The organism is Bradyrhizobium sp. IC4059, from assembly GCF_020193615.1.
Classification (GTDB): Bacteria; Pseudomonadota; Alphaproteobacteria; order Rhizobiales; family Xanthobacteraceae; genus Bradyrhizobium; species Bradyrhizobium yuanmingense.
Map to the genome: position 1 here is coordinate 633,592 of NZ_JADYVH010000003.1, position 20,725 is coordinate 654,316.

General features: G+C 60.3%; 18 protein-coding genes and 2 pseudogenes. 11 read left to right on the forward strand and 9 right to left on the reverse strand.

From position 1 onward, the window contains the following. Window positions 1–525: 525 nt before the first annotated feature. A complete protein-coding gene (locus tag I6F12_RS13235; RefSeq protein WP_225156513.1) occupies window positions 526–2,322 on the reverse strand; it encodes a POTRA domain-containing protein in 1,797 nt (598 codons plus the stop codon). A 131-nt stretch (window positions 2,323–2,453) separates the two neighbouring features. Between I6F12_RS13235 and I6F12_RS13240 the strand changes: the two genes are divergently transcribed. Together I6F12_RS13240 and I6F12_RS13245 are read left to right on the forward strand one after the other, a co-directional pair. Next, window positions 2,454–3,695, forward strand: coding sequence for a FecR domain-containing protein (locus tag I6F12_RS13240; RefSeq protein WP_225156515.1), 1,242 nt, complete (start codon window positions 2,454–2,456; stop codon window positions 3,693–3,695). A gap of 47 nt (window positions 3,696–3,742) precedes the next feature. Next, on the forward strand, window positions 3,743–6,484 hold the full coding sequence (locus I6F12_RS13245; protein WP_225156516.1) for an EAL domain-containing protein: 2,742 nt from the start codon (window positions 3,743–3,745) through the stop codon (window positions 6,482–6,484). A gap of 543 nt (window positions 6,485–7,027) precedes the next feature. Here I6F12_RS13245 and I6F12_RS13250 read toward each other — a convergent pair. Beyond that, window positions 7,028–7,294 carry a hypothetical protein gene (locus tag I6F12_RS13250; protein ID WP_225156517.1) on the reverse strand — a complete coding sequence of 89 codons (267 nt, stop codon included), beginning with the start codon at window positions 7,292–7,294 and terminating at the stop codon, window positions 7,028–7,030. A 554-nt stretch (window positions 7,295–7,848) separates the two neighbouring features. Here I6F12_RS13250 and I6F12_RS13255 point away from each other — a divergent pair. Both I6F12_RS13255 and I6F12_RS13260 read left to right on the forward strand, forming a co-directional pair. Further along, window positions 7,849–8,031, forward strand: a complete 183-nt coding sequence (locus tag I6F12_RS13255) for a hypothetical protein (protein WP_225111984.1) — start codon at window positions 7,849–7,851, stop codon at window positions 8,029–8,031. A gap of 30 nt (window positions 8,032–8,061) precedes the next feature. After that, window positions 8,062–8,439: a hypothetical protein gene (locus I6F12_RS13260; protein WP_225156518.1), complete on the forward strand. Its 378-nt coding sequence runs from the start codon at window positions 8,062–8,064 to the stop codon at window positions 8,437–8,439. A gap of 163 nt (window positions 8,440–8,602) precedes the next feature. On the opposite strand, the pseudogene I6F12_RS13265 reads toward I6F12_RS13260, so the two are convergent. After that, window positions 8,603–8,782: pseudogene (locus I6F12_RS13265) on the reverse strand (SOS response-associated peptidase); the annotation flags it as partial. On the opposite strand from I6F12_RS13265, the pseudogene I6F12_RS13270 reads away from it, so the two are divergent. Then, a pseudogene (locus tag I6F12_RS13270) lies at window positions 8,776–9,111 on the forward strand (EAL domain-containing protein); the annotation flags it as partial. The pseudogenes I6F12_RS13265 and I6F12_RS13270 sit on opposite strands and share 7 nt — an antisense overlap. A 328-nt stretch (window positions 9,112–9,439) precedes the next feature. Next, window positions 9,440–9,670: a hypothetical protein gene (locus I6F12_RS13275; protein WP_225145323.1), complete on the forward strand. Its 231-nt coding sequence runs from the start codon at window positions 9,440–9,442 to the stop codon at window positions 9,668–9,670. 75 nt (window positions 9,671–9,745) lie between these two features. Here I6F12_RS13275 and I6F12_RS13280 read toward each other — a convergent pair whose 3' ends face one another. Next, complete coding sequence (locus tag I6F12_RS13280) at window positions 9,746–10,000, reverse strand: hypothetical protein (RefSeq protein WP_225111981.1); 255 nt, start codon at window positions 9,998–10,000, stop codon at window positions 9,746–9,748. 74 nt (window positions 10,001–10,074) lie between these two features. Here I6F12_RS13280 and I6F12_RS13285 point away from each other — a divergent pair, with 74 nt between their 5' ends. Continuing rightward, window positions 10,075–10,335 carry a hypothetical protein gene (locus I6F12_RS13285; RefSeq protein WP_225111980.1) on the forward strand — a complete coding sequence of 87 codons (261 nt, stop codon included), beginning with the start codon at window positions 10,075–10,077 and terminating at the stop codon, window positions 10,333–10,335. Window positions 10,336–10,659: 324 nt separating this feature from the next. Here I6F12_RS13285 and I6F12_RS13290 read toward each other — a convergent pair whose 3' ends face one another. Both I6F12_RS13290 and I6F12_RS13295 read right to left on the reverse strand, forming a co-directional pair. After that, window positions 10,660–10,962, reverse strand: a complete 303-nt coding sequence (locus I6F12_RS13290) for a hypothetical protein (RefSeq protein WP_225156519.1) — start codon at window positions 10,960–10,962, stop codon at window positions 10,660–10,662. Window positions 10,963–11,539: 577 nt separating this feature from the next. After that, complete coding sequence (locus I6F12_RS13295) at window positions 11,540–12,226, reverse strand: hypothetical protein (RefSeq protein WP_225156520.1); 687 nt, start codon at window positions 12,224–12,226, stop codon at window positions 11,540–11,542. 647 nt (window positions 12,227–12,873) lie between these two features. On the opposite strand from I6F12_RS13295, the gene I6F12_RS13300 reads away from it, so the two are divergent. From I6F12_RS13300 to I6F12_RS13310, 3 genes are all read left to right on the forward strand, one after another. Then, complete coding sequence (locus I6F12_RS13300; protein ID WP_225156521.1) at window positions 12,874–13,539, forward strand: ABC transporter substrate-binding protein; 666 nt, start codon at window positions 12,874–12,876, stop codon at window positions 13,537–13,539. A gap of 293 nt (window positions 13,540–13,832) precedes the next feature. After that, window positions 13,833–15,173 (forward strand): adenylate/guanylate cyclase domain-containing protein, encoded by a 1,341-nt coding sequence (locus tag I6F12_RS13305; RefSeq protein ID WP_225156522.1) that lies wholly within the window; start codon window positions 13,833–13,835, stop codon window positions 15,171–15,173. A 455-nt stretch (window positions 15,174–15,628) separates the two neighbouring features. Continuing rightward, window positions 15,629–17,566 carry an adenylate/guanylate cyclase domain-containing protein gene (locus I6F12_RS13310; RefSeq protein WP_036007663.1) on the forward strand — a complete coding sequence of 646 codons (1,938 nt, stop codon included), beginning with the start codon at window positions 15,629–15,631 and terminating at the stop codon, window positions 17,564–17,566. A gap of 5 nt (window positions 17,567–17,571) precedes the next feature. Here the strand turns inward: I6F12_RS13310 and I6F12_RS13315 are convergent, their stop codons facing one another. Beyond that, entirely contained in the window at window positions 17,572–18,405 is an 834-nt protein-coding gene (locus tag I6F12_RS13315) for a metal-dependent hydrolase (protein WP_050992072.1), read from the reverse strand. A 186-nt stretch (window positions 18,406–18,591) separates the two neighbouring features. Here I6F12_RS13315 and I6F12_RS13320 point away from each other — a divergent pair, with 186 nt between their 5' ends. Next, the gene (locus tag I6F12_RS13320) at window positions 18,592–18,780 is read left to right on the forward strand and encodes a hypothetical protein (protein ID WP_057028793.1); all 189 of its coding nucleotides are present in this window, start codon (window positions 18,592–18,594) and stop codon (window positions 18,778–18,780) included. 612 nt (window positions 18,781–19,392) lie between these two features. On the opposite strand, the gene I6F12_RS13325 is transcribed toward I6F12_RS13320, so the two are convergent. After that, window positions 19,393–19,608 carry a hypothetical protein gene (locus I6F12_RS13325; RefSeq protein WP_225111974.1) on the reverse strand — a complete coding sequence of 72 codons (216 nt, stop codon included), beginning with the start codon at window positions 19,606–19,608 and terminating at the stop codon, window positions 19,393–19,395. A gap of 768 nt (window positions 19,609–20,376) precedes the next feature. Beyond that, the gene (locus tag I6F12_RS37325) at window positions 20,377–20,511 is read right to left on the reverse strand and encodes a hypothetical protein (RefSeq protein WP_275945419.1); all 135 of its coding nucleotides are present in this window, start codon (window positions 20,509–20,511) and stop codon (window positions 20,377–20,379) included. Between the last annotated feature and the right edge of the window lie 214 nt (window positions 20,512–20,725).

The window sequence follows — 20,725 nt, forward strand, 5'->3', positions numbered from 1 at the left end:
ATCTTTCTGCATTCGCTTGCGGCTGCCGCGCTCATCCGCAGCAGGATCCTGGAAATTGCGAGAGATCGATGCGAGCGACGATCGAGCGCAGCAGCCTGCGGGTCGAACGATAGAGATGCCGCATGAATGCCGGCACTCTCGCCGCGGGCAGGACCTTCGGAACAAGGCTTTTCGTACCAAGACTTCCGGTATAGTGCGACACGTGTCTCTCCGACAGCATGTGGTTTCTTACCGTGCCGTGTCGGAGCCGCCTTGATCTGCCGCAAAGCGTCCCGGCCAATAGTCGCCCGGGTTCATGATCATTGGGCTCTTCGTATCCGCGGGCGTGAGCGCGCTGCTGGCGCTGTCACGCAGGAAGCGGTCGAGCGTCTCCTCACGATGAGGCTCATCAGCGTCTGTGCCCGTGGAAACTCCGGCCGCGCACTCCGGCCTCATTCTGAGGAGCCCGCCTCAAGCGGGAGTCTCGAAGGATGGCCGCGGGGAAAAGCTGTCAGGATGCGACATCCCGCCCGAAGGACCAGGCGGCTAGAGACAGCTCGCCCGGCCGCTTTCGGGGCAGAGCCGGAACGCGCTCGACAGCGTGAAAAGAAAGCGTGGGCTGCGACGCTCGTTGTCCGGCGCCCGGTAGCTTAAGGGGACGGCGACGCCGAAATCGGCCTGGAGGTCGTCCGGCAGGAAGAAGCGCACACCGGCTCCGGCCGATGTCAGCGACAGCCCGTCGCTCAGGCGATAACCGTGGTTCCAGACTGCGCCAGCGTCGCCAAAGGCATAGAGCTGGTAGCCGGTCCAATAGCGGAAATTGAGCTTCTGGTCGAAGCGCAGCTCGAGCGAGCCGGCAAGGCCGTTGTCGCCGCTGATCTCGGCTGCGCCATAGCCACGGCCGAAGGCCGCGCCGCCGAGATAGAATTGTTGCGAAGTGAACAGCGGGCGCGACGCCGTCTGGCTCGCGGCAGCGAGCTTGAGCGACCAGACATCGTTGAGTGTCTGGTAGCGCGTGAACCAGAGGTTCAGGACCGAGAAGTTCGAGGAGGCTCCGTCGCGTGACAACAGATCGTCCTCGAAATGTGAGGCGCCAAAAACGTCGAGCCCCTGACGGTAGGTCAGAGTCGCAAAATTGGTGCCGCCAAAAGGATCCAACAGCCGGTAGTCGGCGGTCAGGCTCGCCGTCCTGATGTGGTCGTTGTACCAGGGCCCGTAAAGGTCATGCTCGGACACATTGCTGAAGGTCGTGGCGGCGGTCAGCGTGAGCGTGGAGGATTGCGACTGCAACGGGACCATGCTGGCACGCAGCTCGAACGCCTGGGTCGTGGTGATGTCGCTATCGAGCCGGCGCATATCGCCCGGCCTTACCGCGCTGTACAGCACGGAAGCACCCAGGCGGACACCGTCGACGCCGACGGGCGCATCGTACGACAGCCGTGCGAAGCCGAGTTGGCGGGGGTCGTTGGCAATGGTCGACAGGTTGACCGCCAATGCATCGCCGGGCGTGAGGTAAGAGTTGAACGCGCCGGTGGCGTAGGTTTGCCAGGGACCGACCGACGAGGATCCGAGATTGTCGAGGCCGAACGAGGAGAAGACGTGCCAGGTTTTCAAGTAGATGGTCAGGCGGAAGCGGCCCGTCGTACCGCCGATCTCCTCCAGCGCAGTGTCGGTGATCCGGACGCCCGGCCTGCCATTGATCAGGAAGAGCTGGCGTTCGAGCGTTGCCAGTCGCGAAGGATGTTCGGTCAGAACCGGCGCCAGCATCGGCCTTATGCCGAACCGCTCTGCACCGTCGCCCTTCAACTCGGCCTGCACGATCGCACCTTCCAGGACCTGAATCCGGACACGGCCGTCGGCGATGTCTTGTGGTGGCACGATGGCGCGGCTCAGATGAAAGCCGGCTTCGCGGTAGAGGTCGCTGATGGCGCCTGCGATCGCGGCCAGATCCGCCTGCGAGACCTTCCGGCCGAGATAAGGCTGGTAGACAGCGGCGATGCGATCAGGGGAAACCGCATGGGCGCCGCCGACGCTGACGCCGCGCAGCACGAATTGCGGCTTGGTATCGCCGCCCGTCGTGGGCTGTCCGACGCTCGGCAACCGGACCGGCGGCCGGCCGAGCGATTCCTGCTCGGTCTGGTTATCAAAATATTTCTCGGGCTGGCGCGGATCGAAGCCCGGCTGGTTCGCCTGTTGAGCGAGTGCCGCTGGAGTCGCCGCGAAAATTACTGCCGCCGATACCAATGCGGTAAGGCGATGCCGCGTCTCACCGCGCGCGTCGACTTTGTCTCCGTAGTTCAACGGAGGATCTGCCACGGGACGGTAAGGGTTCGTTAGCCGCATGATTTTTCATAGGTTTTTATGGTCAACGATTGGTTAATCCGGCCGCTCCGCTGGCCGCTTTCCGATAATCCTATCTTGAGTGATTTCGGATACCCCTCAGGCTTGGCTGTAAACGCGGGCTGAGGATCATCATGTTCGGCAGAGTTGGAATGCGGCGCGCCCTCGCGGCGGCGCTGATCCTGGGATCGGCCTCCAGCGCAATCGCGGCGGACGACGGTGTGTGGTCCGTCAGCAAATCCTCGGGCGAGGTCTGGCTTGCCACGAGCGGCGCCCAGCAGGTGTCGTTGACGTCAGAAGGAACGCTGAAACCTGGCGATACCATTCGCACCGGTCGCAACGGGCGCGTTCTCCTCGTCCGCGGCGAGGAAACGATCCTGATCTCTCCCAATTCGGTGGTGGGCCTGCCGGCCGAGAAGAAGGACGGCCTGTCGACCACCATCATCCAGCAGGCGGGTTCGATCCTGCTCGAGGTCGAGAAGCGCAACGTCAAGCATTTCGAGGTCGAGACGCCATATCTCGCCGCCGTGGTCAAGGGAACGCAGTTCAGCGTCACGGTCGGTGCCGGCAGCACCAAGGTCGGCGTGCTCCGCGGCCAGGTCGAAGTCTCCGATTTCAAGACGGGACAGATTGCGCAAGTGATGCCCGGACAAGCGGCCACCGTGTTCGAACACGGCAAGCCCGGTCTCAGCCTCAGCGGTGCGGGGACGCTCAATCCGATCGAGCAGGGCAAGCCCCGTGCACCCACGATCGAGCGTGTCCCAGTGCCGAAGTCGGGCCTGTCGGCGCCGCGCCATGCGGCCAATGGCCATGCCATCCATGCGCTCGGCCCCATCGACAAGGGAAGCAAGGCGGCCGGCGCACCCAAGGCCTCGGGGCAGGCGGCCGAGGGGCATGCCCCCAAGGCAGGAGCCGTGCGCATTTCGGCCGCGCTGGGAGAGGTCAAGCTGAACGTCCACAAGGCGACGCGCGGCCTTGCGCACGGCGGCGTTCCGCCGGGGCAGGCACGTAACGCGAATGCCAGGGGCGACGGTCAGACGGTCTGGAACGATGGCCAGACGAGCCCGGCTGCATCCAACGGTGCGGCAAGCAGCGGTGCCGCCAGCGCGAACGCCACGATCGCCGCAACGACGGCCGGCGCATCCAGCGATGCCCCGCGAGCAAACAACGGAAAGGACGGTGGCAACGGTAATTCGGGTAACAACAACGGCAACAGCGGCAACAGCGGCAACGGCGGCAATCAAAACAATAGCGGTAACGGCGGCAACAACGGTCACGGTAACAGCAGCCATGCCGACAACGGCGCCACCGGCAATGGCAGAGGCAACAACGGCCACGGCCACGGAAATGGCAGCAATGGGCACGGCAGACGCTGAACTCTAGGTGGACGCGTCCGTCGGGGCGGGTGTGGGGGGAGGCTCGGGTGAAACGCTATCGGCCGCATATTCTTGTCGTGATCGCGCTCGCGGTGGTGTTGTCCACGGGCTGGCACGCTGCGCTTCGCAATGCGCTCACCGATCTTCGATTCAAGTGGCAAACGCGTGCGGCCACCGGCGACATCGTCGTGGTCGGTATCGATGCGCCGTCGATCGACCAGATCGGGGTGTGGCCCTGGCCGCGGCGTCTCCATGCCGAAATGCTGCAAAGGCTGGAAGCGGCAGGCGCGCAGGAGGTTGCCTTCGATGTCGATTTCAGCACGCCGTCGGATCCCGCCTCCGACGCGGCCTTCGCCAAGGCATTGCGAGACGCCGGCGGTTCGACGATCCTGCCATCCTTCAAGCAGCCGACACCGAGGGGCGGCCCGGCCCATGTCAACCGGCCGCTGAAGTCGTTCAGCAACCAGTCGTGGCCGGCTCTCGTCAATGTCGCAATCGAATCCGACGGGCTGGTTCGCCGCTATCCGTTCGGCGAGAAGCTCGGCGACGCTTTTATGCCTTCGATGGCCGTTGTGCTGGCGGGCCAGGACGCCAATCGGCGACCGCCCTTTCTGATCGATTTCAGCATTCGCGCGCCCTCCATTCCCGCCGTCTCCTATGTCGACGTGCTGCGCGGCGATAGCGCCACGCTCGACAAGCTGAAAGGCAAGAAGGTCATCATTGGCGCCACGGCGCTCGAGCTCGGCGACCGTTTCAGCGTTCCGAACGGCAGGATCGTCTCGGGGCCGGTCCTCCAGGCGCTCGCCGCTGAATCGATTCTTCAGAACCGGACGCTGCGCTGGACCTCCGATATCGGCATGGTGCTCGGACTGGGCGCGATCTGCCTGCTGATGCTGTATTCGTGGCGCCGTGTCGCGCCAGGACTTCGCGTCGCAATCCTCCTCGCAACCGGGGCGGTGGTCGAACTGGCCGCAATCCTTGTGCAGGCAAGATGGCCCCTGGTCATCGATACGTCGCTGTTCCACATCGCCATCGTCGCTTACCTGACCGCGATTGCGCTCGACGAAATCGACTTCCGCAGCCTGCTCGGACGCATCGCCGAGAGCCGCTTTCATCGCATCGCGATGTCGCTCGGCGACGGGCTGGTCTGCACCGACGAGGATCACCGCATCACGGTCTGGAATCCCGGCGCCAGCGCGATCTTCGGCTACATGCCGGCCGAGATCATCGGCCGCCCGTTCGAAACGCTGTGCGCTTTGCCGGCACACGCCGGTGCAAGACCGTCCATGCACGACGCCGCGCGCCAGGCGCTCCTGGTTCCGGGCGGCGCCGTCGTCGTCGAGTTCGAAGGCCGGCGCAAGAACGGCGAAACCTTCCCGGTCGAGGCGAGCTTTTCGGGCTGGCAGGGAACGGACGGCTTTCAATACGGTGCCATCCTGCGCGATATCTCCGTGCGCAAACGTGAAGCCGAACGCATTCGATATCTCGCCGAACATGACGCGCTGACGGGGCTGGCCAACCGGAACATGCTGCATGTGGGCCTGACCGATCTGATCGCCGCGGCGGAGCGACGGTCTTCGAGCGTCGCGTTGCTCGTGCTCGGGCTCGACGGCTTCCAAGAGATCAATAACATGCTAGGGCACTCCGCCGGCGATCTGGTGCTGCGCGCGGTCGCCGAGCGGCTCCGGAGCGAGGTCGGTGGGAAGGCGATCGTCGCCCGGCTCAGCGGGGACGAATTTGCCATCGCGATCGATTGCGCAGAGATCACCGAGCCGGTCGCGGCGGTGACCGAGCGAATCGCGCGCGCGTTCGAAGCCCCTCTCGCAACCGGCACGCGCCAGCACCGGGTCAAGATCAGCGTTGGCGTCGCCGTCTATCCTGAAGGCGGGAGCAACGCCGATGACCTCCTGAGCAACGGCCATCTCGCGCTGACGAAAGCCAAGGCGACCAGGCGCGGCGGCCACGTCGTATTCGAAGCCGCGATCCGGCAGGAGCTCGAGAACCGCTTGAGGCTGGAGGGCGAGCTGGCGCTTGCCGCCGATCGCAGCGAATTCGAGCTGTTCTACCAGCCGCAGGTTCGTCTGATCGACGGCAGCCTGGTCGGAGCCGAAGCGCTGATCCGCTGGCGGCATCCGGTGCGCGGCTACGTCTCGCCGGCCGAATTCATGCCTGTTGTCAACACCTCTGCGCTGTCGGAGCGGATCGCGAACTGGGTGATGGAGACCGCCTGCCGCCAGGCGCGAGCCTGGGAATTGTCCGGCAACGACGTGCGCGTGGCGATCAACCTCTCACCCTCGCAGCTTCAGTCCGGCGACCTCGCGCATTCCGTTGCAGCGCTGCTCGAAGAGACCGGGCTGACGCCGTCGCTGCTCGAGATCGAAGTCACCGAAGACATCCTGCTGCATGACGAGCGCCGCGTGCTTGAAATGTTCAAGCGAATTCAGGAGCTCGGCGTCCGGATCCTGTTCGATGATTTCGGCACCGGTTATGCGAGCCTGAGCTATCTCAAGAAGTTTCCGCTCGACGGCCTCAAGATCGACCGGTCGTTCGTCTTCGGTCTTCTGTCGAATTCCGACGACGCCGCCATCGTCGGGTCGACCATCGGCCTCAGCAAGCAGCTCGGTCTTACCGTCGTGGCCGAAGGCATCGAGAACCGCGCAACGGCCGACTTCCTGGTCAGCATGGGATGCGAAGAAGGGCAGGGCTATTTCTTCGGCCGTCCGATGCCCGCCGAGGCGTTTGAAAAGCAGTTCTTGGCGGCTGAGCTCGCCGCCGTCAGCGCGGCCTGAGCGGGCGGCGTTCGCTTGACACCAGCACTCCTAGGAGGCTCGTTGTTTTGGCGAGCGGTGTCCCGGGGGGCAACATCGACCTGGCATTCGGCTTCCAAGTGACGATGCGCATCCTTGCTTTCTGCGAGGTCGCAGCGCGATCTCAGCGCGGGAATGCGCCACGGGGATTGGCCGGCCATTGTCTGCTTTCGAAAGCTGAGCGGAAAGGCATCTTGAAGCTGCTCACGGCAGCTTTTGACCCAAAGCGGCCCACCACCATCTAGTCAGGGGGCGGGTGCAGTTCATGCCATTTTGCGCGAGCGGTTTCCGCTGATCCGCCGCGCCGCATTTCATCCTCTCTGAAACCTCTCCAATACCGGTAGGTGCAATATAGCCCGCACAGCCAAAGGAAGGCGAAAAACAGAACAAGGGCACTAAGGAAGCTTTTCACAAGCTCGATTGGATCGAGAATCTTCAGCAAGAAAATCAAGGCGAGACATGCAACTCCGGCAAGCGTAAAGCCGCGCACTCGAAACCGCCAAATTCGGACTTCCTCTGAAGCAGTCATCGCTCTTCCTGCAGGGTACGTACGCTCTCGCGCCTAATGGCCCTGCGGCTTTCGCGTTCCATCCGGGGACGGTTGAGATGTCTCGTGAGCCGCCCTTCTGCGCCCCATCCGCGCCGCCTCGCGATCGGGGCGAACAGCAGGCAGGCCAGATTCAAGGCAATCAGCGCGATCAGTAGATAGAGGCCGTAAAACACGAAAATGCAGGACGCGCCCCCGACGATAAGGAAGAGGAGAACGGTGGGCGGGATTTTGATGCGAAACATGCTCACCATGGTAACACAAAGCCGCCTAGGCTCGCGCCGCTATACGAACAAGGTTTGCATACCTTTAAGGCGCGTCTGCCCGTGCCTAACGTGAGCCAAAGCGTCTGAAGATAGGTAAAAGCTTGCGATATGCGCTCAAAGAGGTTGGCCGTCGGACGACTAACAATTTCTCCATCGCTTTAAGGTTGAGGAAATCAACGCGCGCTATTGGTTCGCCAGCGCCCTCGAGATGGCGGCGGTTGCGCCAGGGATCCCGTCGAATGTACTTGCTCACCGCTTGTCTGATTGTGTTGGCCTTGACTGCCTTGGTGGCATCTCGCCGTGCCAGGCGTCTGCCACGGACCCATCGGGGGCGGTTCGCAGCGATCTGGCCTGTTGTTTGCTCGGGAATTTGTGCGCTGGGACTACTCGCAATTTGGCGTGCCCAAGGTGTTCAGGACGTCGAGCCCTCCTTGTTGACCTGCCTCCTTATGCTTGTTGTCGCCTTCAATGCCGGGTGGTTTATCGGCGTCATGGGTGAGTGGTCGTGGCAGTGACGATAAAGGTCGTTCCATATGGACACCGTCTACGTGATCCTGCTGATCACGACGCTCGTTCTGGGGTTCGTCGCGACCGTCCTATGGGGGCCGGACTTCGAATGGCTTGGGCACGACGTTGAGGCCGCTTACATATTTAAGATGGTCGCCATCGGGCTGACCGTGTTCTTTTTAATCGCGATCACTTTCGGCCTCATCTGAGACCTCAAAAATCCTACGACCGGGAACGCCATGACCCCTGCTGAACACCTTGGGACAGTCTCTGCGGCCGTGCTCGCCGGCTCTGCATTCATGGTGTCGCGCGCTCAGTGGTTCTTCGGCCGAAAGCTATCGCTAGAGGAAGCGGTTTCGATTGGATGGGTGGCTTGGTCGATTTTTATGGCGGGGTTCGTGGTCTACATTGGACTAAAACTCCCGCTAGGTCTTACCCGCGAGGCGGACGCCTTGGCCATCGGTGTCTCCGGATGCTCGTCTCTCGTTGCCATGTTGTGGTTGGCGCGGGTGGTCACCGACTGGGGACGAAGCGTGAAAATTTCGATCTTTGCTCTGTTCCTTCTTACGCTGGTGGTGGTCTCCCTCACGCTGGACTTGTCGCGGTCTCAAGGCTGAGACCCAGCGCAGTTCCGGTTCCGGCCCTTCTCGGACCTCGCGCAACGTCAGCGTCCGCGCCGCTCATGGGGCATAAGCGGACCTGGCGGCTCTTATAAGTAGACGCGCTAACCCATCAGTTGACACGTCGGGCAAAACACCGGCAGGATGGCATCATCTGGCGCTAGGCGATCACGTCTTTCTTTTGAGCCCCTCGCGCCACGATTTTCAATATGTTGTCTTCAAGCGGCCGCTGCAACGCCTCGGCTTCATCCCAAGGCGCCCGCAGCCACACGTCCCATTCCTCCGCGCTCGTCAGGATCGCCGCCATGGCCTTGGGATGGATCGGTTCAACGACTCCGGATCCTTTTCGATGATTTCGGCACCGGATATGCGAGCCTGAGCTATCTGAAGAAATTTCCGCTCGACGGCCTCAAGATCGACCGGTCGTTCGTCTTCGGTCTTCTGTCGAATTCCGACGACGCCGCCATCGTCGGCTCGACCATCGGCCTCAGCAAGCAGCTCGGTCTCACCGTCGTGGCCGAAGGTATCGAGAACCGCGCAACGGCCGACTTCCTGGTCAGCATGGGATGCGAGGAAGGGCAGGGCTATTTCTTCGGCCGTCCGATGCCCGCCGAGGCGTTTGAGAAACAGTTCCTGGCGGCTGAGCTCGCCGCCGTCAGCGCTGCCTGAGACGGCGGCTGGTCGTGGGAGGTCCGCCGCACCGTCGGCGAACGCTTCAGCTCGCGCTGCGGCTCAACGGATGCTCTTCCAGATGAATCCAAATGGCGGCTTACCCAGCTTGGGCGCGCACTCTGCAACGCCCTCACCGGGGCGAAGGTCGCCCTTTCGTCGGAACGTTTGGTATGGGCCGAGTACGGATCGCCCCTTGGCTCTGCGGTGCTTGGGTTCTCAAGAGGCGCCTCCCCGCAAGCGCAACCATGGCCGAAATGAAGTCGGCAATGAAGCGAGACGGCACCCTCAAGTGACGATGTCCCCACAGCCGGCAGGTGTTTTCCTCGTGGGTACGTTCTATACCGACGAACAGATCCAGGAAGCGATTGCGCTGTTAGAGGACCACAATCCCGGCATTTTGGGAGAGAATGAAGAAGATGACCCCCGACGATCCCCGGTGAGCGAAAGAATTAGAATGGGGAGCCATCGTGCGCGTGCTTACCATCGTTCTGCCGAAGGTGCCGTTCATTGCGCAAGATCAGGAGCCATTCAAGGCAAGGGCACGCTTGAGTATTGACTCGGGCAACGCTGTGCGCGCTGAGATCGCATCGGCGAAGGACTGCCCCTACATCAACGCGACGTCCTCCTTGGGTCACTCGCGGGCATTCTGGCAATCGACGGCTGGCGTCCGACAAGCGCCCTCATCTTCCGCGAAGTCGATCGATACGGCCGCGTCGGCGCCGGCGCGCTGTCCGACAGATCCGTCGCCCGGATCGTGAAACGGGCGATCAACGCGGCCGGCCTGGATGAAGCGGCCTTCTCCGGCCATTCGATGCGCGCCGGCTTCGTCACCGAGGCGCTCGATCGCCGTGCCGATCCGCTCATGGTCAAGAAGCAGAGCCGCCACGTGCAGCTCGACACGCTCGCGATATACGACCGCCGCGACAACGCAGCGATTTTCTCTAGAAGAGGGCTTGGGCAATGCCGACCGAAATTCTTGCGATTGGGACTGGCGCAGCCAATTCGGCCGACCAGGTCGTCACCGCCAGCACGCCCATTACCTACTGCCTGAAGGATACGTTAGGGCCTGACCTCGGACCGAACGTCCAGGTCGATATCCTTTTGAGGGACGACGCTGGGCAATACTTCCAGGTCGACAGTCTCGGCGCGCGCAATAAGGCGGTGATGATCGTCGCGGCCGGCACCTACCGTTTCAGCCGTATCGCCACGAGCGATTCCTGACGCTTGGCGTTACCGGCACGAGTCCAAATGCATCCATCAACGCGGCAATTGAGGCATGGAAAGATAGTCCTGCCGCAAGGCTTACAATCACTACTACTACAAGCAGTTTATGGGGCTTGACCCGACCATGCCGAACTACGGGGCACAGGTGCATTCGTTCTCGCCCGCCCATCTCGTGTTGCAGGGTTCGACGCTGTGGGGCTTGCAGAAGGGTAAAGTCCCTGTCGGGACGCCGTACATGCTTTACAACGGATTCAGGGACTACAGCGCAAGCTGATCGTTCGCTCCCTCAGGCACCGAGTTCGCTCCTCTCAGGGCCGCCGTTCACTCCTCTCCGGCTTTGCGGCGTCCCCCTTTGAGTGAGTCTAGTTTTGAATTTCGGAACTGACTTGCTCCATAGCAGATCGACAGTCCGACAATCCATCCGACCGCGATGCCTATGCCAGTCGTGCGGCCGAACAGCTTTTCCTCGATCCAGTCGAACAGGAAGATTGAGGCGAGCATCAACATTAGCGTCGGTAGGACTTCCCTCGTCGTCACTTCTGGCTTTGAGAGCACTTCTTGCTGGCGCGCGATATAATTTAGTGCGCTCTTGAGGGTAAGCACGATGCGCTTTTTTGGGTTCACAGCAGCAGTCTCCTCAGGGAAGATCATAGCCTGCGATGGCTTGGTCGTTTCGCCCGCACGGGGAGCAACTGAAATGTGCCCTGAAGCAGGGACTCTGGATAACCGCCGTACATGGGCTTCTGCCTGACAGCGAGCTGTCTAGCGATGCGGATGTCTCTGCAAGATTGGAATGCTTCAGCGTAGATCGTCGGATCGGTTGGATCCCACATGAAGACGGCGTTGGCGGGCGATTTCCTGCTGCACACTCGATAGGCTACCGGTCCGATTGACGAGAGAATCCTTCCGTGGATGCTGAAATCGTAAGCTGGAGAAGGTGGCGGCGGTGACGCCCTCAGATCTGCCGCGTGAGCTTGGTTGAGCAATGCCGCGATCGAAAGTGCTGACAGTAGGATAAAAGGCTGCGTCATAAAAAAGTATCTCGTTGAGATTGAATGTAAGTTTTCGTTCTAGCATCTGAAGCTGTCAAGAGGGGTCTGAGTTCGTTTTGAGCTGTCCACTTCCTCAGGGTGAGCCAACGCGTACAAGGTCTCTGGAGTCCACTAAGGGCGGTTATCGGACTCTTGGGATAGTTGCACTGTTAGCCAGTTAGCTGGCTGATGAGGTCAAACACTCTGTCCATCGGCTCGACAATGGAATACCCCGAGTTTTCGTACCTTGTGCCCACTTGACGTTGAAATTCCATGCTGAAAAGGTTTTCCGGAAAGGGGACCATGCGGGACGCGACACCAATTGCCACCTCGCCCTGGGCTCGCTTCTCGAGCACAAAACCGCCGCTGTTACCAAAATAGACCGGGCAGTCGATGACAACGTGGGCGTCGTTGACAATGCCTGCAACGATGCCCGTTCTCAGCAACGGAGTACTCTTCTCGAAGAAATCGAGGTCGGCTAAAGATGTCGGGTAGCCGAGGAGAAAAATATCATCGCCGAGCTGCACGTCCTTGAGCAGTTTCGTGTCTTCCCTAAATAGTCCCGCAACATTCCAGTTTTCGATCGTTGGGCAAGTTCCAGCTAAGCCCGGCATTCCGAGAATGTCGTACTTTCCGCTGTGCGGCTTGCCTTCTGCTATCTTTTCAAGGGTCGCAATCCGCGCGACGGCAACGTCCGCATTCGAGTGCTTTAGCAAATTGCCGTCTGCGAAAAGGGTTGTGCAGTCAATCTGGAAGTAAACCCGATCCTTTAGCGCGAAGTCGAGAGCAGTGAGTCGCAGCTCTGCGGTGTGCGTTTCCAGGCTGTTTTTAAAAAGGACGTGTTTGGCGCTGACCAAAACAGGTTCGCTTCGTCGGAATAGAAGAAGCCGCTACCATGCCGGCGACATCGATCAAAACGGGAAAAGTAAGAAATCGCTTCGGTAGGGGCGCCATCGATCGTGATCTTCCTGCTGATGATCTGAACGGAAAGTCGCTGGAGTCCGCTAAGGGCTCTTATCGGACTCCAGAAATCTAGAGATCAACGCCCAATCGGTCCTTCACAACGTGCTTCCCGTAGGCTTTTGCGACGTCGACGATAAAGTCTAGGGACCGCGGCGAAGCCGGTTTCATCCCTACCAAAACGCTGGCCTCAGTCATATGATGCCGTCGTCTGCGGTTGAGGTAGGTATGAGGCGCCGGGATTTGCTTGGTGCTCTTGCTGGTCTGGTGGCCGTGCGGCCGGTAACGGGCCGCGCGCAGCAATCCCCTCGATTGCCAACCATCGGGTTCTTGGGTCAGAGCACCCCTTCGGTCGAGCGCCAACGGCTTGCTGAATTCTTGAAGCGACTGAGTGAACTCGGATGGATCGAGGGGCGAACAGTCGCGATTGAATATGCGTGGGGCGAAGGAAACAGTGAACGCTTCGCTAAATTTGCGACGGATTTCGTTCGGCTTAGAGTCGATGTCATTGTAACCTCGGGGACCGCAAACGTTTATCGCGGCGATGCAGGCAACATCGGTTATTCCGATCGTGTTCGCGGTGGCGGGAGACCCAGTTGCAAACAAACTGGTTGCGAGTTTGGCGAAACCTGGCGGCAACGTCACGGGCCTCTCGACGGTAGCAACCGATCTTGCCGGCAAGCGCCTAGAACTTTTGCGCGAGGCCATTCCAAGTCTTCGGCGTTTGGCAGCTATTGGGAACATTGGCAATTCCTTGTCCGCACTGGAGCTTAGTGAAGTGCAAGCGGCGGCGGCGAGGCTTGGTCTTGAGACCGACATCCTCACAATTCGTCAAGCAGAGGACATCCCGTCTGCCTTCGAGGCGCTAAAAGGTGGTGCAGGGGCATTGTATATAGTTGCCGATCCGCTTGTGAATACCCACCGCGATCAGATCCAGACTTTAGCAATGGGAGCGCGACTGCCAACAATCTACAACGCCAGAGAGCACGTCGAAGCGGGTGGCCTCATGTCTTATGGGCCGAATTTTACGGATTTGTATCGCCGCGCTGCCGAATACGTCGACAGGATTTGGCGTGGAGCAAAACCCGCTAATCTTCCGGTGGAGCAGCCGGCCAAGTTCGACTTCGTCGTAAACTTGAGGACCGCCAAGGCCCTCGGCCTAGCTTTGCTGCCGTCGATGCTTGCCCGCGCAGATGAAGTGATCGAATAGAGCTGTTGTTTGCTGCGGTGCATGAGTCCGTTCATGGCCCATCGCGTCACATTGCATCGCCGCACCAACTCGGTAGCTTTCGGGACGACATCAAAGGGTGAGCAAGATCGGCCGGACCGGTCGCGTTTGACCCGAAACGCACATCGCGGCCGCACCTGGCGTCACCCTGGGTTCCCCCGGTCGCGCCGGTACTTACGGGTGGGCGGCAGCCAAATTCTGCTCCGAATTTCGCTAGCCTGACGCGGAATGAGGTGCGACACTCGCGCCCGCGGTTTGTCACGCAGTAGGCCACCATGGCTGACATCCCGGCCACTCACTATGTCAAAAGTGACGACGTCCATATTGCCTATCAGGTGATGGGCGACGGTCCGCGCGACCTGCTGTTCGTCCCAGGTTTTGTCTCCAATGTCGAAGCGCTCTGGCAATCGCCGGCACGCGCTTCCTTTTTCCGCAAGCTTGCAACGTTTGCGCGGGTCATCACGTTCGACAAGCGCGGCACCGGAATGTCCGATCGCGGTTCCCAGATCTTCACGCTTGAACAGCGGATGCACGACGTGCAGGCGGTGCTGGACCAGGTTGGTTCTCAGCGGGCCACCTTGTTTGGCGTGTCCGAGGGCGGTCCGATGTCGCTGCTCTATGCAGCTACGTATCCCGAACGCACGTCAGCTCTGGTGCTTTGTGGCACTTATGCGCGACGCTCGTGGGCCCCTGACTACGCATTCGCGTGGACCGATGCGCAGTGGAGCGCTTTCCTCGATGACATTGAGCACCATTGGGGTTCGGCAGATGCGATGAGTTTGCTGATGTGGGCGCCTAGCCTCGCTGGCAATAAGCAGGCACTTGAGCAAACCGCCGCCTACTTCAGGGCCTCGGCAAGCCCAGGCGCGGCATCGGCGATCATGCGCATGAACCGGGAGATCGATGTCAGGGACATCCTACCCGTGACGCGTGTGCCGACCTTGATTTTGCATCGCACCGATGAGCGCGTCATTGACGTGAAGCATGCGCGCTACATGGCGCAGCAGATTCCTTTCGCCAAACTGATTGAGCTCAGCGGTCAGGACCATATGGTCTGGGTTGGCGATCAGGATGCAATTATCAATGAGGTCGAAGAGTTCGTCACCGGGCATCGGCAAGCAGCGGAGCCGGACAGGGTGCTTGCAACTGTGCTGTTTGTCGACATTGCGGGATCGACGGAGCGCGCGGCCGCTCTCGGCGACGGCGCCTGGCGCGTGCTGCTGGATGCGTTCTATGCCAAAGCTCGGGGCGTGCTCGGCCAGTATCGCGGCCGCGAAGTCAATACCGCCGGCGACGGTTTCCTTGCCACGTTCGATGGCCCTGCGCGCGCTGTGCGTTGCGCAAGCGCAATCGGCGACGCGGTGCGCCCACTCGATCTGAAGGTCCGTTGCGGTTTGCATACCGGCGAGTGCGAATTCGTCGCTCACGATATTGTTGGCATTGCCGTGCATATTGGTGCACGTGTGGCCGCGCTAGCTGCCCCGGGTGAAGTTCTGGTCTCACAGACGGTTCGCGATCTCGTGGCAGGCTCTGGATTGACGTTTGAGGAGCGCGGCCGCCACATTCTCAAAGGCGTGCCCGACAAATGGCGTCTGTTCCGTGCGGTAACGACCTAGCACGTCTTCACCCGCCATGCGGTCAACGGACCGATGACCGCTTTTGGCCCACCGCTGACTTCGCCTCTTAGGCTCGCAGCGTCCGCTTCCGAGGGCTGAGGGGAAACCGTCGCCGGAGCCGCCGAGGGCAGCCTTTGACCCAAAGCCGACCTGCCGCAATGGAATGAATGCAGACGACAAGGAGCTGCCCGAGCCAACACGGCCTTACTCGAACGTACCCGGCTAGGCTTTCCTGCCTGACGACGGATCACCGGTCGGACGTCAGCGACTGGGGTCCGGACGGAGTACATCAGTCCTGAGAAGCCGGTCCAAGTGTCAGCGGTGGCGTCCGCTGGGCGTCGACTCGCCGGACAGCCGACCCTCACGTACCAAAGCCTCGCTTCGTACCCCGCTGTGCCTTGAAACCTTGCATCTCAAGCTGCAGAATTGCCAGGCACCCCAAAGGCTGACGATGGATGCCGCTGCGGCAGGAACAACGGGTTGAGCGGCACCTTGCCGCGATTTTTGCGGCGGATGTCGCGGGCTACTCGCGATTGGTAGGCCTGGACGAACTTGGCACCTTGAAAAGCCTCGCCAGCGCGCGTGAGGTCATGGACACTCTCATTGAGGAGCATGGGGGCCGGATTGCCAACACTGCGGGCGACAGCGTCCTGGCGGAGTTCCCGAGCGCGGTCGATGCCGTTCAATGCGGCGTTGCGGTCCAGGGTCGACTGCTAGAAATGGGACGAGAGATCGCTCGAGACCGGCGTGTCCAGTTCCGGATCGGTATTCACGTGGGGGATGTCGTAGCGCGCGGGCGAGATCTGCTTGGAGATGGGGTCAATGTCGGCGCGCGGCTCCAAGAAGTCGCCGAGCCAGGGGGCGTGTGCATCTCGGGCGCCGTCTACGAGCAGGTCCACAAGGCGCTCCCATTCTCTTTCAAGAATCTGGGTCTTAAAAAACTCAAGAACATCGACCGAGCGGTCCAGGCCTACGCTGTTTCGAGCGAGAGCCTGGGTTCGGCGCGGACGGGCTTCGCCGACCCGACCGCGCACGATGGCGCGTCGCAGCGGGCGCGAAGCATTGCCCTTGCTGCGATCGCCGTCGCTTCCCTGGTGCTTGCGAGCGCGGGCGGAGCCGTGTGGTGGATGGGGGCCCAGCAGCGAGGCGGGGTGCAGAACGCGGGCGACAGCACCCCGGTGCGGTCCGACAAACCCTCAGTTGCCGTGCTGCCGTTCTCCAATCTCAGCGACGACAAAGCCCAAGAATACTTCTCGGATGGGATTACCGATGATGTGATCAACGAGCTTTCCAAAGTGGCCGGGCTCTTCGTCGTCGCCCGCAACTCCACCTTTACCTTCAAGAACACTGCCGTGGACGTGCGAAAGGCCGCTGCGGATCTCGGGGTCCGCTACGTGGTGGAAGGCAGCGTGCGCCGAGCCGCGGACCGGATTCGCATCAACGTTCGACTGGTCGATGCGGCGAGCGGCGGGCAGCTCTGGGCAGATCGCTACGAGGGCGCGATGGGAGATGTTTTCGGGCTGCAAGACGAAATCGCCGGCAAGATCACGCGAACATTGGCGGTTCAGTTGACATCCAAGGAGCAGGGGCAAATCGCCACCAAGCGCACCGAAAACCCGGTGGCCTACGACGAATTCCTGAAGGGTTGGAACAGGTACCTTCAGCAGAATCCGAAGGCCGCGCGCGAGGCGATCGGCCACTTCGAGCGAGCGATCGAAATCGAGCCGAATTACTCTCGTGCTTTTGCTGCGCTCGCGGCCACATACTGGCAGATTGCAAGGAGACAATGGCAGGAAGAGAGGTTCGGGCTAAGATCGGTGCACGATGCGCGCTTGAAGGCTGAAGAGTACATCACAAAAGCACAACAGTCTCCGATTTCCCTCAATCATCAGGTCGCTTCGGCCATTCTGTCTCAGCAAGGAATGCACGAGAAGGCGATCAAAGAGGGAGAGCGAGCAATCAGCATGGATCCCAACGACGCGAACGCCTACGTCGCGCTCGCTGGAGCGTTGAGCTTAGCCGGTCAGCCGGCCAAGGCTCTTGAGCTCGTCCTCCATGGCATGCGGCTCAATCCATTCTCCCCACCTTCTTACTTTTATGAACTCGGATTGGCCCAATTCGGGTTGGAGCAATTTCAAAGTGCAGCGGCAAGCTTGGAGCGGGCTATCGCTCTCAATTCAGACGACCGATGGGCTTATCGTGTGCTTCTCGCCGCCTACGGCCATTTGGGCCGGAAAGCGGACGCTGAACGGATCTTTTCGTTGGCCGAGAAGAATCGACAGGGACTAGACCCACTCTCCATTCGAGGAACTGCTTTCTGGTATCCCTTCAAGGATTCAGCGGATTGGGAACGTATGGCGACGGGCCTTAGACTCGCCAACGTGCCCGATTAGCGGCCTCAAAATCTCATTACCTGACCTGGGGCGACGTCCAAGACCTGGACACTAGTAGATCCTAAAGCTTTCTTGAATTCGGCCGGGGTTCGGTTCAGCACCGGAAAGGTGCCGTAGTGTATTGGTATCACCGCTTTCGGCTTGATCAGCTCCCGAACCGCGTAAGCGGCTTCGTCAGGCCCCATGGTGAAAAAGCCCCCGATGCACACCAGCGCGAGGTCCGGGTTGTGGAGCTCCCGAATGAGCGCCATGTCGCCAAAGGCGCTGGTGTCGCCCGTGTGGTAGACCTTGAAGCCGTTCTCCATCTCAATCACGTAGCCAACGGAAACTCCGGCCCCTCCGCCTTGCCGGATGGATGCTGACTGGTCAGGGTTCCTTATGCCGAGAATATTGTAGTCGAGCGACGAGCTGTGATCGGCCGGCACCATATGGATCTTGACGCCCCGGCCGAGCGGCTCGGCCATGCCGCCCCTATTCATGGCAATGACGTTGTTCTCTTCAAGGAGACCCAGCGCGACAAGATTTCGTCCGAACTCGTAATTGGCAAGAACCTTGGCGCCCGTCAGACGTGCCAGATCGAGGAGATCGGAAATATGATCCTGGTGGCCGTGCGTCACTAGGATCAGGTCCACTTTTCCAATCGCCTTCAAGTCCCGGTACTCAGGCGGCGTCTTCGGGTTTCTGGTGAGGAAGGGATCAATCACTATCACTTTGCCGGCGACACTAGTGATGCGGGTCGTTGCGTGCCCAAGCCAAAGCACTTCCACCGGTTGGGCTGCGGGATAGCCCGGTACGATCACGAGAAAGAAGCTCACAAAGAGAGCCCACTTGGCTTTCATTGGAAACTCCGAACAACCGCTTCTGCTTTCGTGATTACTCTATCACGGTATTCGACGGAGTCGCACGCGATCCGACTGAGAGCCCCGCGGAACTTGGAACCATGTTCAGACGATCTAATTGGAACGTTGTCCATCTCAGCTGAGGACCAGCAGCTGGTAAGCATCTTGATGAGGAGGGAGCCAAAAATGGACGACGAACGAAAATCATCAAAAGCGGGGAAACGGGCCGCTGAAGGCTTGCGCGAAGCAGCTTCCAAGGAGGAAGAAAAAACCGAGAGCAAGATGGGGCAGGATCTAGCTAAGGGCGCTGATCGTTTCGAAGAGCGCTCGAAAAGCTCCGATGGAAGAAGCGCAGGCGAGAAACAAGAAGACTAATCCACCAGCAGACCCGTCCCGGCTTTCCGGCTTTCTGACAGAACGCACCCTCAAACGACTGCGCGGCGTTTACGCATAAGGCGATGATCTGCCTGCGCTGGCTATTCGTGCCAAGGAAAGGGGCGGCTCGCGCGTGAAGCGCGCTTATGACCCCACGGCAGACGTTAGGCTGTTCGCGTTGGCAAGTTGCTCAAGCGGCCGTGCTGCTGCCTAAAGCACGGCGACATCGCGAACGCAATCGGCGGACGCTTGCGCGAGCCGCGCTCAGCATTCGACCCTTCAAGGTGAAGTCTACCGTTGGCAGGTGCCACCGCGGCAATGCGACGAATAGTGCCTTCGGTACTCGGCTCCGGGACCGAACCGCAGCGCGAGCCAGTCCTGACGGAGGATGGTCTCACTAGGGGGCGGTCGCAGACAACAGCGTTGAGGGACATTGGTTCGCGTCAGCTTTGGCTCCGCAGCGATTTTCACGATGCACCAAAGCGCGATGCGATTAGGATGAATCGTCATCGCGCTTTAGGTTATTGTTTGAGTATGATCTTATCGGAAAACCGCTACGCACTTTTCCGGATCATGCTCTAACGCACAGAGGCGTCGAATGCCGTCACCCGTTCAAGGCTGTAACAGCGAAAGGAGGCGTTGTCGGTCCTGATCAAGAACACGCTGGGCTCTGCGCAATGTGTCCAGCTCTGCTTCAGCGGTAGCGGTATCCTTTCCTTCCCGCTTCAACTGAAGGATCGCTCTCTCTTGCTCTGCAAGGCGTCGTTCTCCTTCAACTACATCGCGCTCGACCTGCCTCAACGCATCATAGACGAAGGTCTTGTCCATCAGTGTGCTCAGCTGGCGCCGCCAATCTCTTCTTTTTCGATCAACCTCAGCTCCGTCTCAACGTTCCCGCTCGCCACCGCTTTTCGCCGAAGCCAATCTCATGTGCCGGGCAGATTAAAGCTGCTTGTGCCCGCAGAGCACTGCGCTGGCGCCGGGCTGGTTCCTTGTCTGGCGATTCTTCAGAGCCGCCTCATCGATCCAGGTACCGCTTGGTCCCTCGGTGCCACTGCGAGAGAGAGCAGCCGCACGCGCTCGTTGTCACGCATGCCAGCATTCGGTCATCGTCTTGGATCCAGTCAGGCCCCGAGGAGGCTTGCTTGCCGGCTGTCGCCAGCCACAGCTTGTGTCCCTCGCATGCTCGGGCAGATAGATAGCTCGCCGTAAAGAAACTAATTCCCCGGCGGACTGCATCGTTCAAGTCCTGGCGCAATTAAATATTAATATAGTACCGCCATTTTAAATGAATTAAATGCTGGACGAGATTTAAATTTGGATTAGAATGAGGGCCGCTTGGCGCCGGATGAACGCGTCAAGGACCTCCTAGAAGCGGCCCCATCATCCCGCCCTGTCGCCCCGTTCCAAGGATGTAAGGGCCGCTTCTAGGGCAAATTGTGAGGCAAATCATGCACCTGTCATTAGGTGATTTGTTTCTCATCTCCGCGGCAACGGCTACGCTCCTCATGATTGAGATCGGAGTCTTGATGATCGTGGGTCTGATCTGAGCCAGTGAAGAAGAGCGTAGGGACTGTTCTGAGGACCACCTACATATCACGTCTCGTTGTAAGCGTGTTCGGCCTCGATCGCGCGGAGCAGGGCGGCAAGGCTGGGATATTCCGCGCCATTGCGGGCGTAGCAATTGACGTGCTCGGCATAGCGGGCCGATCCGTCGGGCTTGCCCTGCAAGTGAACAGCAGCACGGCACTGTTGGCGGAGCTCCGGCTCGTTGCTTTCCGGAAAGCAACCGGAACGGAGACGTTCCTATTATAAAGCGAGGAGATTTTCGTCGGGGGCGAGCAGCTTCACGTAAGTGCCGCTTTCGTGAAGCATCAGCTAGATTAGCCGTTCTCGACCGTATAAGGCGAATGCTGGCGCCACACTCTGTGGCGCTGACCTTTCG